At 67.9% G+C, this 13,973-nt stretch carries 14 protein-coding genes; 6 read left to right on the forward strand and 8 right to left on the reverse strand.

What is annotated here, in order from left to right; genetic code table 11:
* Positions 1-8: 8 nt before the first annotated feature.
* Complete coding sequence (gene efeU, locus EV650_RS36695) at positions 9-860, reverse strand: iron uptake transporter permease EfeU (RefSeq protein ID WP_134123733.1); 852 nt, start codon at positions 858-860, stop codon at positions 9-11.
* 44 nt (positions 861-904) lie between these two features.
* A complete protein-coding gene (thpR, locus tag EV650_RS36700; RefSeq protein ID WP_134123734.1) occupies positions 905-1,468 on the reverse strand; it encodes an RNA 2',3'-cyclic phosphodiesterase in 564 nt (187 codons plus the stop codon).
* A 34-nt stretch (positions 1,469-1,502) separates the two neighbouring features.
* Here thpR and EV650_RS36705 point away from each other — a divergent pair, with 34 nt between their 5' ends.
* Positions 1,503-2,948: an LLM class flavin-dependent oxidoreductase gene (locus tag EV650_RS36705; RefSeq protein WP_238174715.1), complete on the forward strand. Its 1,446-nt coding sequence runs from the start codon at positions 1,503-1,505 to the stop codon at positions 2,946-2,948.
* Here EV650_RS36705 and EV650_RS36710 read toward each other — a convergent pair.
* A complete protein-coding gene (locus EV650_RS36710) occupies positions 2,931-4,334 on the reverse strand; it encodes a mycothione reductase (RefSeq protein WP_134123735.1) in 1,404 nt (467 codons plus the stop codon). The two genes, EV650_RS36705 and EV650_RS36710, sit on opposite strands and share 18 nt — an antisense overlap.
* A 64-nt stretch (positions 4,335-4,398) precedes the next feature.
* Here EV650_RS36710 and EV650_RS36715 point away from each other — a divergent pair, with 64 nt between their 5' ends.
* The gene (locus EV650_RS36715) at positions 4,399-5,106 is read left to right on the forward strand and encodes a DUF4429 domain-containing protein (protein WP_166678397.1); all 708 of its coding nucleotides are present in this window, start codon (positions 4,399-4,401) and stop codon (positions 5,104-5,106) included.
* Here EV650_RS36715 and EV650_RS36720 read toward each other — a convergent pair.
* Both EV650_RS36720 and EV650_RS36725 read right to left on the reverse strand, forming a co-directional pair.
* Positions 5,103-6,422: an MFS transporter gene (locus tag EV650_RS36720; protein WP_134123737.1), complete on the reverse strand. Its 1,320-nt coding sequence runs from the start codon at positions 6,420-6,422 to the stop codon at positions 5,103-5,105. The genes EV650_RS36715 and EV650_RS36720 overlap by 4 nt on opposite strands.
* A complete protein-coding gene (locus EV650_RS36725) occupies positions 6,419-6,868 on the reverse strand; it encodes a MarR family winged helix-turn-helix transcriptional regulator (RefSeq protein WP_134123738.1) in 450 nt (149 codons plus the stop codon). The genes EV650_RS36720 and EV650_RS36725 overlap by 4 nt, the downstream gene beginning before the upstream one ends.
* 82 nt (positions 6,869-6,950) lie before the next feature.
* Between EV650_RS36725 and EV650_RS36730 the strand changes: the two genes are divergently transcribed.
* Entirely contained in the window at positions 6,951-8,024 is a 1,074-nt protein-coding gene (locus tag EV650_RS36730; RefSeq protein WP_134123739.1) for a hypothetical protein, read from the forward strand.
* Here EV650_RS36730 and EV650_RS36735 read toward each other — a convergent pair.
* On the reverse strand, positions 8,021-8,416 hold the full coding sequence (locus tag EV650_RS36735; RefSeq protein ID WP_134123740.1) for a Dabb family protein: 396 nt from the start codon (positions 8,414-8,416) through the stop codon (positions 8,021-8,023). The two genes, EV650_RS36730 and EV650_RS36735, sit on opposite strands and share 4 nt — an antisense overlap.
* 75 nt (positions 8,417-8,491) lie before the next feature.
* On the opposite strand from EV650_RS36735, the gene EV650_RS36740 reads away from it, so the two are divergent.
* Complete coding sequence (locus EV650_RS36740; protein ID WP_134123741.1) at positions 8,492-9,106, forward strand: TetR/AcrR family transcriptional regulator; 615 nt, start codon at positions 8,492-8,494, stop codon at positions 9,104-9,106.
* Here the strand turns inward: EV650_RS36740 and EV650_RS36745 are convergent.
* Entirely contained in the window at positions 9,103-10,575 is a 1,473-nt protein-coding gene (locus EV650_RS36745; protein WP_134123742.1) for an NCS2 family permease, read from the reverse strand. The genes EV650_RS36740 and EV650_RS36745 overlap by 4 nt on opposite strands.
* Before the next feature lie 154 nt (positions 10,576-10,729).
* Here EV650_RS36745 and EV650_RS36750 point away from each other — a divergent pair, with 154 nt between their 5' ends.
* Positions 10,730-11,074, forward strand: a complete 345-nt coding sequence (locus EV650_RS36750) for a DUF2530 domain-containing protein (RefSeq protein WP_238174716.1) — start codon at positions 10,730-10,732, stop codon at positions 11,072-11,074.
* Positions 11,075-11,102: 28 nt separating this feature from the next.
* Here EV650_RS36750 and EV650_RS36755 read toward each other — a convergent pair whose 3' ends face one another.
* Positions 11,103-11,882, reverse strand: a complete 780-nt coding sequence (locus tag EV650_RS36755) for a DUF3027 domain-containing protein (RefSeq protein WP_134123743.1) — start codon at positions 11,880-11,882, stop codon at positions 11,103-11,105.
* 117 nt (positions 11,883-11,999) lie between these two features.
* Here EV650_RS36755 and EV650_RS36760 point away from each other — a divergent pair, with 117 nt between their 5' ends.
* The gene (locus EV650_RS36760; protein ID WP_134123744.1) at positions 12,000-13,919 is read left to right on the forward strand and encodes an MFS transporter; all 1,920 of its coding nucleotides are present in this window, start codon (positions 12,000-12,002) and stop codon (positions 13,917-13,919) included.
* The last annotated feature ends 54 nt before the right edge of the window (positions 13,920-13,973 follow it).

Here is a 13,973-nt window from a genome sequence, read left to right on the forward strand (position 1 = left end):
GTGGTGGATCAGGCCGCTTCGCCGGCGGTCTTGGCAACCGGTACGGCGGGCGGGCTGGAGCTCTTCACCGGACGGAAGTAGAGCACCATCACCGGGACGAGATAGACGACCCACGCGCTCGCCTCGAGCACGGTCGGGGTCGGGTTGAAGTTGAAGATGCCCTTGAGCAGTACGCCGTACCAGCTGTCCGGCGGGATCACGTGCGAGATGTCGAAGGCGACATGCTGCAGCCCGGGCAGGATGCCGGCCTCCTGCAGATCGTGGAAGCCGTAGGCGAAGATGCCGGCCGCGACCAGGATCAGCACCGCGCCGGTCCACTTGAAGAACACGGCCAGGTTGATCTTGACCGCGCCTTTGTAGATCGCGACCCCCAGCAGCACCGACGTCCCCAGGCCGAGCAGGACGCCGACGAGCGGTACGGCGGTGGTCGCGGTGGCGGCCGACGCGTACACGATGAACGCGGTCTCGATGCTCTCCCGGAACACCGCCAGGAACGCGAGGATCACGACCGCGCGGGAGCCGACCGCGAGGGCCTGGCCCATCCGCTCCCGCAGCTCTTTGGCGATGCTGCGGGACGCCTTCCGCATCCAGAAGATCATCCAGGTGACGAAGCCGACCGCGAGGATCGACATCACCCCGCCGACGGTCTCCTGGGTGGTGAACGACTTCGCGGTCAGCGCGGTGACGAACTGCAACAGGCCCCAGGCGACGGCCGCCACGGCGAGGGCCGAGACGACTCCGATCCAGACCAGTTTCAGCCGATCGCGATGCCCTGACTTGACCAGGAACGTGGCGAGGATGCTGACAACCAGCGAGGCCTCGAGTCCTTCACGGAGTCCGATCAGATAATTCGCGAGCATGGCGGAAGACTTCCCAGCATTAGGTACGGCTAACCTTGCTGAGGTTAGCCTAAGAACGCCCACTCGCCTACTGTGTCGTACGCCGCACTTTGTCCCGGACCCTCACCGAGCCGGGATTCGATCAGTTGCAGGCTGCCTGCGGTCCAGACCGGACCCTCGTAGGTATCGAAGATCCGCACCCACCGGGTGACGTCGATCGGCCGGCGCAGTCGCGCCAGCGTCAGGTGCGGCGTGAACTTGCGGCCGTCCACGGTAACGCCGGCCCGACTGGCTGCCGCACGGGTGGTCTGCGACAGGTGTTTGAGCGACTCGGTGTCGTCGCCGATCCGGGCGTACAACACCCGTGCTTCCGGTACGCCGGGGAACGCGCCGGCTCCGATCAACTGCACCTCGAACGGCTTCTGCCGCTTCGCGATCAGCTCGAGCCGCTCCTCGAGCTCCTCGGTCTTCCAGTCCGGCACCTCGCCGAGGAAGGCCAGCGTGATGTGCCAGTGCTGCTCGGCCGCCCACCGGATGTCCTCGTCCGGATGCTCCCGCCGCGGCTCGACGAACGCGCGCAGATCCTCCACAACTTCGCTGGGTGGCACCACGGCCACGAACAATCGCATCCCAAAATGCTATCGGTGGTGGAAACTGCTTTCTGTGGAACTCACGTTGCCGTCGCCCTGTGTGGTGATCCTGGTCGGTCCCGGAGCGTCGGGGAAGTCGACCTGGGCGGCCGAGCGGTTCGCGCCGGAGCTGATCGTTTCGAGCGATCGGCTGCGGGCGCTGGTCGGGGCCGGGGAGGACGACATCGCGGCGAGTGCTGATGCGTTCGCGTTGCTCGAAGAGGTGGTGCGGCAGCGGATCGGGCGAAAGCTGACGACGGTGATCGACACGCTCGGGCTCGATCGGGAACGGCGGCTGCGGTGGCTGGGACTGGCACGCGAGGCCGGAATGCCTTGTGTAGCAGTGGCTTTCGACACTCCGGCCGAGGAGTGCCGCCGACGGAACCGTTCCCGCTCGAAACGCATCCCCGCCGATGCGCTCACGTCGCAGCTGCGGTCGTGGTCGACGGTGAAGACGGAGTTGCCCGACGAGGGGTACGACGACGTACTGCAGCCGACTGCGCTGCGCGTCGTACCGGCGGCGTTTGTCGAGGCGAGTGCGGCTGCCGCACGGCAAGTCGAGACGCCGACCGGGTTGCGGTTCGGACTGCAGCTGAGCAGCTACACGCACAAGGCCGGTCGGACGGGGACGGCCGAGTGGATTCGTGACGTTGCCGGGCGGGCCGAGGCTGCTGGGTTCGACGCGATCTACGTGATGGATCACTTCCGGCAGATACCGCAGGTCGGCCGGGCGTGGGAGGACTTCCTGGAGAGCTGGACCACGCTCGGGTATCTCGCCGCCTGCACCACCCGAGTGCGTCTTGGCACGCTCGTCTCCGGCATCACCTACCGGAACGTTGCCCATCTAGGAAAGATCGCCGCGACACTCGACGTACTGAGTGGTGGACGGGCTGTGTGCGGAGTGGGGCTCGCGTGGTTCGAGGCCGAGCACAAGGCTTACGGGTGGCCGTTTCCGCCGGTCAGTGAACGCTACGCGTTGCTCGAGGATGCGTTACAGCTGCTGCCGGCGTTGTGGGGACCAGGCAACAAACCCTTCCACGGGAAGGTGCTCGACGTACCCGACACCACTTGTTACCCACGCCCGCTGCAGGACCATCTGCCCGTCCTCGTTGGTGGAAGCGGACCACGGACGCTGCGGCTTGCGGCGAGGTACGCCGATGCCGTCAACGTGTTCGGGGACGCCGCAGCGGTTCGCAAGGCTGCCGACTATCTCAAGGACCGGCCGGTCGAGCTGACGCACTTGTCCACAACGCTGGTGGGCAAGGACCACCGCGCTGTCGACGAGCTCGTGCAGAAGCTGCGGCCGCGGAACGTGAACCCGGCGAAGTACGCCGCGTCTGTCAACGCCGGCACGGTCGACGATCAGATCGGGCGGTTCCGCGAGCTGTCCGAGGCGGGCGTGGCCGAGGTGATGATCAGCCTGCCCGACCTCGAAACTCTCGATACCGTCGCCGAGGTGATCTCAGCCTTCCGGGTGTAGCTCCAGGTTCAGCAGGGCGTTCTCGAGCACCTCGGGCATCGCCGGGTGGATCCAGTACTGCTCGCGGGCCATCGAGTACGCGTCCAGGCCGAAGCTCATCGCCTGGATGACCGGCTGGATCACGGTCGGTGCCTGCGGGCCGATGATGTGGCAGCCGATGATCTGGCCGGTCTTCGGATCGGCGAGCACCTTCGCGAACCCGGTGGTGTCCTCCATCGCCCAGCCGTAGGCAATGTCGGCGTACCGCTCGACGCCTGCTACGTAAGGGATCCCGCGTTCCTTCGCCTGCTCCTCGGTGAGGCCGACGGAGGCGATCTGCGGCGAGCTGAAGACCGCGTGCGGTACGAAGCGGTGGTCGGACTCGACCCGGTCGTCCGGGTTGAGCAGGTTGTGCTTCACCACTCGGGCCTCGTGGTTCGCGACGTGCTTCAGCTGGTGCGGGGTGGTGATGTCGCCGAGCGCGTAGATGCCGTCGACGGTGGTCTGCTGGTACTCGTCCACGACGACTCGCGCCTCGCTGTCGACCTCGACGCCGGTGGCGTCCAGGTTCAGCAGGTCCGAGTTCGGCTCCCGGCCGACCGCGACCAGGAGCTCGTCGACGATCAGCTCGTCGAGACCGTCCGGGCTCAGCATCTTGACCAGGATCGAGCCGTCGTCACGCCGCTCCACCCTCACGGTCTCGTGACGCGTGCGTACGTCGTACCGCTGCCGGGCGATCTCGGTGAAGCGCTCGGCCACCTCGGCGTCCTCGTACCGGAGCAGGAGGTCGCCGCGGGCAACGATCGTCACCTCGACCCCGAACGACGCGAACACGTGCGCGAACTCGGCCGCGACGAACCCGCTGCCGATGATCGCCAGCCGGCGCGGCAGCTCCGGCAGTCGCATGATCGTGTTCGAGGTGTGGAACCCGACCTCCTCGAGCCCCGGGACCGGCGGGATGATCGGCCGACTGCCGCCCGCGAGCACGAACTGGTCGGCGCTGAACACGCTGGTCGACCCGTCCTTGTTGTCGACGGTCAGCTCCTTGAACCCGGTGAACCGGCCGGTCCCGTCGTACACAGTCACGTTCGCGTTGTCGGGGTTGTGGTGCCGGTACTCCGACCCGCCGGCCGCGATCGGATCGATCCGGCCGAAGATGCGGTCCCGGACATCGGTCCAGCGGACGTCGAGCAGCTGCTCGTCGACGCCGTACCGCGAGCTCCCCGACGGGGTCGCGGCCACGTCGGCGGCATGCACGAACATCTTGGTCGGGATGCAGCCGACGTTCAGGCAGGTGCCGCCGAACGTACCGCGCTCGACGATCGCCACCTTCCAGTCGGCGAACCGCTTGTTCACGATCGTGTTGCCGGATCCTGTCCCGATGACTACCAGGTCGTAATGCGTCACACCTCATTGTGGCGCTTACACGCAAGAACCTGCGTTGGACCCGCTCAGCAGGGAAGATGGCAGGGTGGGAAGTGGTGAGCTGACGAGCACGAACGGCACGGTCGTCTGGGACGGCATCGGCGTCCTCAGGATCCGGTACGACGGAACGCGGCCCGGACTGGATCCGTTGACCAGCTCATTACGGACCCGGCTCGGCGAACGGGTTCTGCCGGTCGAGGCACTGAAAGCGGTCGAGGTCAGCGAAGCGCGACTCAAGCTGGTCCTTCGCGACGGGGCCGACCCGCTGCGATCGGTGACCGGCACTGACGTCTTGATCGATCCCTACGAGTTCCCCGAGGTCGATCCTGCGCTCGCGGAGGAGGTCGCCCGCGGCATCCGGCGTACCCTCGTCCGCCGCGACGTACCGGCGACGGATGCGAACCGCTGGTTGCTTGCGCCGCCGGCCGCACCGGACCGGCTCGAGGGCCGGGACGCGACGCTGTCGGTAGCGAACGGGCGGCTCACGTTCACCTACAAGCGGTCCGCGGGCCGGAAGAAGAAGGCCCTCGGCAACCCTTGGCAGGTGCCGCTCGGCGACATCGTCGACGTCGAGTGGACGCCGGGCCGCGGCGGGCTCGGCGGCCGAGGCTTCCTCCGGATCACCACGGACGACGACACACCGGTCGAGCGCCCGAAGCCGAAGCACGACCCGGCGGCGATGGTGACCGAACGCGGTGCGGACGTCGACGCGTTGTTCTTCGCCGCCCGCCTGCTGACTCGCATCCGGCCTTAGGCCACTTGCGGGTCCTTCTTCGGGGTGGCGGCGGTCTCGATGACAGCCTTGTCAGCTAGCAGTTCGGTCTGCGGCAACACTTCGAGGTGCGGGCGCGGCAGCAGCCGCGGCCGGATCGCGAGACCGCGACGACGGGAGAAGTACAGCACCGATCCGATCGTGCCGAGCACGGTCAGCCCACCGCCGACGAGCAGTGAGTAGCGGGCTCCGAACGCTTGCCCGACCCAGCCGATCAGCGGCGACCCGATCGGCGTACCACCCATCAGGACGGTCATGTAGAGCGCCATCACCCGGCCGCGCATCGTCGGCTCGATGCTCAGCTGCATGGTCGCGTTCGCCGAAGTCAGCATGGTCAGCGAGGCGAGCCCGACCAACGGCAGCACCAGCGCGAACGTCAGGTACGTCGGCATCAGCGCACTCACGATCTCGAACGCACCGAAGGCGATGGCCGCGCCGATCACCAGGCGAGCGCGGATCCGGACCCGGCGGGCCGCCAGCAACGCACCGGCCAGCGAGCCGATCGCGAGCACCGAGCCGAGGATGCCGTACTCCCCCGCGCCCTTGTGGAACACACTCGTTGCCATCAGCGCCGAAGTCAGCTGGAAGTTCAGCCCGAAGGTGCCGGCGAAGAAGACCGCGACCAGCACCATCATCAGGTCCGGCCGGCGCCACAGGTAGCGCATGCCGTCGCGGATCATGCCCTTGTCGCGGGCCGCGACCGCCGGCGTGTGCAACTCGCTGACCCGCATCATCCGCAGGGACAGGATGACCGCGGAGTAGGTGAACGCGTTGATCAGGATCACCGGGCCGGTGCCGATCCAGCTGATCAGGAGACCGGCGAGCGCCGGGCCGAGCAGGCGGGCCGCGTTGAACGATGCCGAGTTCAGGCCGACGGCGTTGGAGAGCTCGTCGCGGCCGACCATCTCGACCACGAAGGACTGGCGGGCCGGCGCGTCGAAAGCGGTGCCCACACCGAACAGCAGAGCCAGCAGATACACGTGCCAGGTCTGGACCACACTGGCGATCGTGAGACCACCGAGGACCAAGGCGATGCTCGCCATCACGATCTGGGTGCAGGTCAGCACGAGCCGCTTCGGGAAGCGGTCAGCGACCAGTCCGGCGTACGGACCGAGCAGGAGGGCAGGGAGGAACTGGAGTCCGGTGACGATGCCGAGCGCCGTACCGGAGTGGGTCAGCTCCAGGACCAGCCAGTCCTGGGCGACACGCTGCATCCAGGTGCCGACGTTGGAGACGATCGCGCCGGTGGCGTAGAGCCGGAAGTTACGGACTTTGAACGCGCGGAAGGTGGGGCTCATCGAGCCGCCAGTCGTTCGAGAACAGGTGCTGCCTTGCGCAGGATGTCGCGCTCCTCGGGGGTCAGTTGCTTCAGTTTGGTCTGCAGCCACTCGTCGCGGCGGCGGCGGTTCGCCATGATCAGCTCGTCGGCGCGGTCCGTCAGCTCGACGACGATCTGGCGCTTGTCGGTCGGGTGCGGGCGGCGGACCACCAGGCCCGCCTCCTCCATGTTCGTCACGACCCGCGTCATCGACGGCGGCTTCACCTGCTCATGGGCGGCCAGCTCGCCGATCGTCATCGGGTCGTGCTTGGCCAGCGCGCCGAGCACGCTCAGCTGGTTCGCGGTCAGGTCGTGACCGGGCTCACGCTGCCGCCGGATCTGCCGGGACAGCCGTAGCGTCGACGACCGCAGGGCGCTCGCCAGCCCCACGTCACTCTTCACTTGCTGCGCTACGACTTCAGGCATGTCCTTACCTTAACTCATTACCTTTGCTAACTAAAACCAGCACAGCAGCGCTGGTATTCCCGGACCGCTAGAGTTCACCGCCATGGGGACTAGCGCCGAGCTGGAGCGGTACGAGCAGCGGTTCCGGCGGGCGGGGCTGCCACTGCTGATCGAGGACCTGTCGCCGACGCACGACATCTTCACCCGGGCGGCGCCGTTGCTCGTGCTGGTGTTCCTGGCCGAGATGATCGGCGCCACCTCGCTCGACTGGCACTGGTGGCAGAACCTGCTCGCCGCGCTCGGCGCGCTGATCCTGCTCGTCGCCAGCTTCGGCCTGCTGAACGGCTTCCGCGGGCGCAAGTTCTGGTCGTTGCCGACCCGCTTCGGCATCCCGGAGCTGGTGGTCTTCGTACTGCTGCCCGCTTTGTTGCCACTGGTCACCCAGGGCCAGGTCAAGCAGTTCTTCGGGATTGCCGTCGGCAACCTACTGCTGGTCGCCATCGTGTACGTCGTGGTCGGCTACGGACTGATCGCCACGGTGCTCTGGGGACTGCGCCGACTGGCCGGAGAGCTCGGCAACTCGATCGCCAGCTTCGTCCGCGCGCTGCCGCTGCTACTGGTCTTCTCGCTCGTGCTGTTCATGACCGCCGACATGTGGCAGGTCTTCGCCGGGATGCCGGTCGAGTTCATCATCTTCTCGATGATCGCCTTCACTGTGCTCAGCACTCTGTTCCTGCTGATCCGGCTGCCGCGCGAGGTGGACGCGATCGAGCGCGACGCCGGCTCCGGCCCGCCGCTGCGCCCGATCCAGCGCCTCAACGTCAGCATCAGCCTGGTGATCCGCCAATGGATGCAGGTGCTCGTGGTCAGCGCCGGCGTCGGCTTGTTCTTCATTGCCTTCGGCATGCTCGCGATCAGCGCCCACGTCTACGAGCTGTGGGGCATCACCAAGGGCAGCTGGTCGTACCAGCTCAACTGGCTGAACCACCCGATGGTGCTGAGCGCATCCCTGGTGAAGGTTGCCGTCGGCATCGCCAACTTCACCGGGCTGTACTACTCGATCGCGCTCCTGACCGACTCGACGTACCGCACCGACTTCCTCGACAACATCAGTTCCGAACTCCGTGACGTCTTCACCGCCCGCGCCGAGTACCTCGAGCTGCGCCGTACGACCTAGACGTTCGCGCCGAAGATTTCGTCGATGCGCTTGGCCCACTCCGGGTACATCTCCATCTTGCGGGCGGCGATGCCGTAAACGGCCTTGCCGAGGTCCGGATCACTGTCGTCGGTGAACCGGACGGCGCTCAGCTTCTCCAGCTTGTCCATGATCACGTCGTCGCCACTGAGGTGGACCGGGTCGTGCATGTACCTCTCGAGGGCCTCGAGATCCGGGAGCGCGGCCAGGTACGAGTGCGTGAAACCGTCCGCGGGGTTGCCGAAGTCCTTGCCGACGGCACCGAACGCGACCATCTCCAGCCCGGCGGTGCGCCGCATCACCGCCAGCACCTCCTCCTGCTCCTCGACACTCACGCCGTCCTTGAACCGGATCCGCAACAGATTGACGATCATGGTGTTGCCTCCTCTGATCTGCACTGGTCAGTGCATTCTACTGTACGCCGAAGTGCAGCAGGCTACCCTGACTAGGTGACGGTCACGCGCGGACGCATCGACAAACGGCAGGCGATCCTGGCTGCTGCCTTCACCGTCTTCGCGCGGGACGGTTACCGGCAGGCGAGCGTCGACACCGTCGCGGCCACGGCCGGTGTCGCGAAACACACCATCTACAACCACTTCGGCGACAAGCAGTCGCTGTTCCGGGAGGCGGTCGGCGCACTCGCCGACGACGCACTGGCCCGCAACCTCGCCGCGGTGGACCTGCTGCGGCCGGACCGCGAGCCCGCCGAGGCGCTCACCGAGGTCGGACTGCGGCTTGCCGAGTGCTACTGCGACGAGAAGTCGTGGGCGTTGCGTCGCCTGCTCGCCGCGGAGGCCGGCAGCATGCCGGAGTTGCTCGACATCGTCCGCGACCGCGCCACCGACAAGGTGAACGACGCCCTCGCGGACCGCTTCGCCCGCCTCGCCCTCGCCGGCCGGCTGAAGCTCACCGACCCGGCCGTAGCGGCCGAGCAGTTCGGCGCCCTACTGACCGGGCCCCTGGAGACACGCTCCCGCCTGGGCACGCGGACGTTGCCCCCGACCGAACTCGCCGAGGTCGCGGGCAACGCCGTACAAACGTTCCTGCGTGCTTTCGGGGCCTAGGTCAGCCAGTCGGTGAGCGGGCCGATGGCGAAGTAGACGACGAAGAGGGCGGCCACGACCCACATCAGCGGGTGGATCTGGCGGGCCTTGCCACGGGCCACCTTGAGGATCACGTACGCGACGAAGCCGGCGCCGATGCCGGCCGAGATCGAGTACGTGAACGGCATCAGAATGATGGTCAGGAACGCCGGGAACGCGACCTCGATGTCCTTGAAGTCGATGTCCTTGACCTGCGTCATCATCAGGAATCCGACCAGGATCAGGGCCGGCGTCGCCGCCTCGTACGGGACCAGCGTCACCAGCGGCGCGACCACCATCGAGATCAGGAAGCAGATTCCGGTCACGATGCTGGCCAGCCCGGTCCGCGCCCCTTCACCGACACCCGACGCCGACTCGATGTACGACGTGTTGCTGGAGACGGACGCGGCGCCGCCGGCCGCGGCCGCGACACTGTCCACGATCAGGATGCGCTGCGAGTTCGGCGGAATGCCGTCCTTGTCGTTCAGCCCCGCCTCGGCGCCGATGGCGGTCATCGTGCCCATCGTGTCGAAGAAGTCGGCCAGCATCAGCGTGAAAATCAGCAGCAGCGCCGTCACCACGCCGACCCGGTCGAACGCGCCGAACAGGTGGAACTCGCCGATCAGGTCCAGGTTCGGCTTCGTGAACCACTGGTCCGGCAGCTTCGGAACACTCAGACCCCAACCGCCCGGGTTGTCAGCGGTCCGGGCGCCAATGTTCCCGATCGCCTCGATGACGATCGCCAGCACGGTCGCGGCCAGGATGCCGATCAGGATCGCGCCCTTCACCTTCCGCGCGTACAGGATGGCGATCAGGATCAGTCCGAGGACGAACACCAGCACCGGCCAGCCACGGAGACTGCCGCCGACGCCCAGCTCGACGGGCGGTCCGGTCGGCGCGGCAGGACGCCGTACGAACCCTGCGTCGATCACGCCGATGAACGCGATGAACAGGCCGATGCCGACGCTGATCGCGACCTTCAGTTGCAACGGCACCGCCTCGAACACCGCTTTGCGGAACCCGGTCAGCACCAGGATCAGGATGATCAGGCCCTCCAGCACGACCAGACCCATCGCGTCGGCCCAGGTCATGTCGCTGGCCACCGAGAAGGCGATGAACGCGTTCAGGCCGAGCCCGGTGGCGAGCGCGAGCGGGAAGTTCGCGAACACGCCCATCAGGATCGTCACCACGCCGGCGACCAACGCGGTCGTCACCGCGACCTTCGCGATCGACACCCCCGGGTCGGTGCCGCCACCGATCAGGGAGCCGTCGCCGTCCTTGACGGTGCCGATGATCAGCGGGTTCAGCACGACGATGTACGCCATCGTGAAGAACGTGACCAGCCCGCCGCGAACCTCCCGGCCGAGCGTGGAACCACGTTGGCTGATCTTGAAGAACGAGTCGAGAAAACCGGAACCGGAGCGGGCCGTCGCGGCCTGGGGCGAGCTCATCCCCGCATCGTGCCAGTTCCTACCAGCCAGTTGCGAGCACCGACCCCAAACCGTTGCGGTTGGGCCTGTCTCCTGACGCCACGCCGTCGCGAGCAGGTGCTCGGTGCGGTGCAGTAGGCGTGGCGTCGGGAGATGCGCCCTATAAGGTGGAGGCGTGACTGAGGAGGAATCCCGGCGTACCGCCGAGACCGAGGCGGAGCAGGGCGGCTCGAAGAAGCGCAGCGACCCGACCAGCCAGCTGGCCCGGGGCGAACTCGTCCACGCCGAGGTGAAGCCGCTCGACCTGTCCGGCATCCCCAGCGTCATCACCGGCATCGCCCTCTGGGTGGTCGCCTTCGTCGTACTCCTGATCTTCCGCAGCCACCTCAAAGCCGACGGCCTCGACTGGTGGCTCTGGGTGCCGGTAGCCGGCTTCGGCCTAGGCCTCATCGGCCTCTGGTACTGCAAACGCCGCTGGACCGCCATCCAAGCCGGCCACCGCCCCGCCACCGAAGACTGACTTCGCGGGTTGGGAAGCCCCCGCGGGACTAGTCCTCTGGGCTCAGCTGGAGGGTGTCGTAGCCGGTGGTGTCGAAGGCGTGGTCTGGGATGGGGGCTTCGGCCAGGTCGATGGTGGCGTCGGAGTGGGCGCCGCAGCCGTAGTCGTAGGCGACGACGCGGGCTTCGCCGGGGGCCATTTCGTTGGCGCAGACTCCGAAGGCTTGGCCGAGGCTGTCGGCCAGGCGGATCCAGTAGCCGCAGGAGTGGCACTTGTACGGGACGGCCTGGGCGATCGGGGACGCCGGTCCGAAGTCTCCGGCGTACCAGCGTTCGGCGGCTTCCTCGCGACCGATCGGCGAGAGGACGCGCTCGCGGCCGAGGCCGAGCTCCTCGACGACGGTCAGGACGTCCTCGGGGGTGTCCCCGGTGTCGGTGAAGCCAGGCTCGAGGCGTGGGTCGTCGGGGAGCGTCGGGAACAGGTCGCCGGGGCGGAGGTCGCCGGGCTGGACGCGTTCGGACCACGGGACCCACTCGGGCGCGACGATCGCGACGTCGCCGGGCAGCATCACGACCTCGTTGACCGTGACGGTCTTCGCGCGGGATGCGCGGGTGACCGTGACCGCCCAGCGCCAGCCGCGGTACCCGGGATGGGTGGAGGCGAAGTAGTGCGTGACGAGGCGCTCGCCCTCGACCAGATGACCGAGGTGGTCCCCGACCTGCGCGGCGCCGGCCTCGGCGATCGCGGCCTCGCGGGCCGGCTCGACCGCCGCGACGGCAACGGCGTCGGGCTTGGCGCGTACCGATTCCGGAGTTCTGACGGGAGTCACAATCGGTCATTCTCGCACGCTTGCCGCAGTACGCCGAACCGCCGTCGCCGATCCGCAATCCACAGGATCTACGCGCGGTGACTGCGGTCTGTCCCCAGCAAGAGGCAGGATGGTTCTATGCACTCCCCCGACCCCGCCGACCCGAAGGCGACTCCCGGTGGAAACACCGCGGACAGTCCGCCGCGCGGTACTGCGGGTAACGGTCCGGACGGAGGGAGCCGGCCGGGCGCGGGGAGCGGGCCGGGCGCCGACAGCGCGAAGTCGAAGGGCGAGCGACTGAACGACGCCCGCGAGCGGGTCGGCAGCGCGGGCAAGAAGGTCGGACACGCCTCGAAGGTCGGCGCTGAAGGAGTCGCATCGGCTTCCAAGAAGGCGGCCGAGGTCAGCGGCAAGGTCGGACGCGCCACCGGGCGCAGGATCCGCGGGCTGACCGGAGCGCAGGGTGCGAGCGAGTCCGGCCTGTCGCGGCTGATCGAGCTGGGCGCGGTCAACGCCGCGGGCGATACCGCGTTCGCTGTCTCCCTGGCAGGGACGGTGTTCTTCACGGTGCCGAGCGACCAGGCGCGTGACCGGGTGGCATTGTTCCTGCTGCTGACGATGGCGCCGTTCGCGTTGATGGCGCCACTGATCGGGCCGATCCTCGACCGGTTCCGCCACGGCCGGCGTTGGGCGATCGGCGCGACACTCGGCGCCCGCGCGTTCCTCGTCTGGAGCCTGGCGTCCTCGATCTCCGGCCACGGATCAGCCTGGCTGTATCCGGCCGCCCTCGGCTGCCTCGTCGCTTCCAAGGCGTACGGCGTGACCCGCGCCTCCGCCGTACCGCGTCTACTCCCCAAACAAATCACACTCGTCACGGCCAACTCGCGGATCTCGCTGGCCGGTGTCGCCGGCGCGACCATCGGCGCCGGGATCGCGGGAGCGTTCGCCGCGATCGGGCCGCAGTGGTCGCTGCGCTGGGCCGCGCTGGTCTATATCGTCGGCCTGATCCTCGCGATCCGGCTGCCGACCGCGGTCGACTCCCCGGCCGACGAGGAAGTCACAGGTACGGCGGGACGCGAAGCGCGGCGGCGGGCGATCACGTCGGCGGTGGCGCGCGGGATCCGGTGCAACCTGGGACTGCGGTTCGTGTCCGGGTTCCTGACTATGTACTTGGCGTTCCTGCTACGCGATCAGCCGATCAGCGGGGTGAAGGGTGCGGTCGCGGCCGGTGCGGTGATCGCCGCGGCCGGGATCGGGAACAGCCTCGGCACCCTGGCCGGATCGTTGCTCAAGGCACGTAAACCGGAAGGTGTCGTGCTGGTAGTGCTGCTCGCGGACGCCATCGTGGCTGTCGCGGTGGCGATCCTGTACGGGCTGCCGATCCTGATCGCACTGGGGTTCGTCGCGGGCTTGTGCAGTTCGCTCGGGAAGTTGTCGCTGGATGCGATGATCCAGCGCGACGTTCCGGAATCCGTGCGTACGTCGGTGTTCGCGCGGTCGGAAACGGTGTTGCAGCTCGCCTGGGTGATCGGCGGCGGGTGCGGGATCGTGCTGCCGTTGATCCCGCGGGTCGGGTTCGGGTTCCTCGCGGTCGTGCTGGTGATCGTGGTTTTCCTGGTACTGCGGATGCGGCCGGCGCCGCGTCCGGCCGACGGGCCGCTGCGACCGGGCGGTCTCGGTGGGCCGAGGACCGGGCCGCCGCCGGCCGGGCACGGGCGTGATGGCGGGTCGAGTGGTAAGTCGCGTCCGGAGAGTACGACGCGGACGATCCTGACCACGAGTGTCGCGGAGCAGCGGGCGAACCGGGCGCGGCGCTCGGACTCGCACGACGAGCCGACAGTCGAGTGGCGGGGCCGCGATCAGAAGCCACCCGCCGGTCCCCCACCACCGAAAGATCCGCCGACCGGCCGCTGGTGGAGCGGCCAGCCCGACGAGGACGAAGACACCACCAAGAACCAGGCCCCCTGGGCCGAAGAACCAACAGTCGAACGCAACCGAGGCAATGGCCTCTTCAAACGCCGCCCCGGCGGAGACACCCCCCGCCGCCCACCCCGCTAGACACCAAGCGGCGACCGGACAAGCCGGCCGCCGCTGAGGGTTTGATGGGCTGAG

The sequence above is a fragment of the Kribbella kalugense genome, from assembly GCF_004365875.1.
In the GTDB taxonomy this organism is placed as follows: Bacteria; Actinomycetota; Actinomycetes; order Propionibacteriales; family Kribbellaceae; genus Kribbella; species Kribbella kalugense.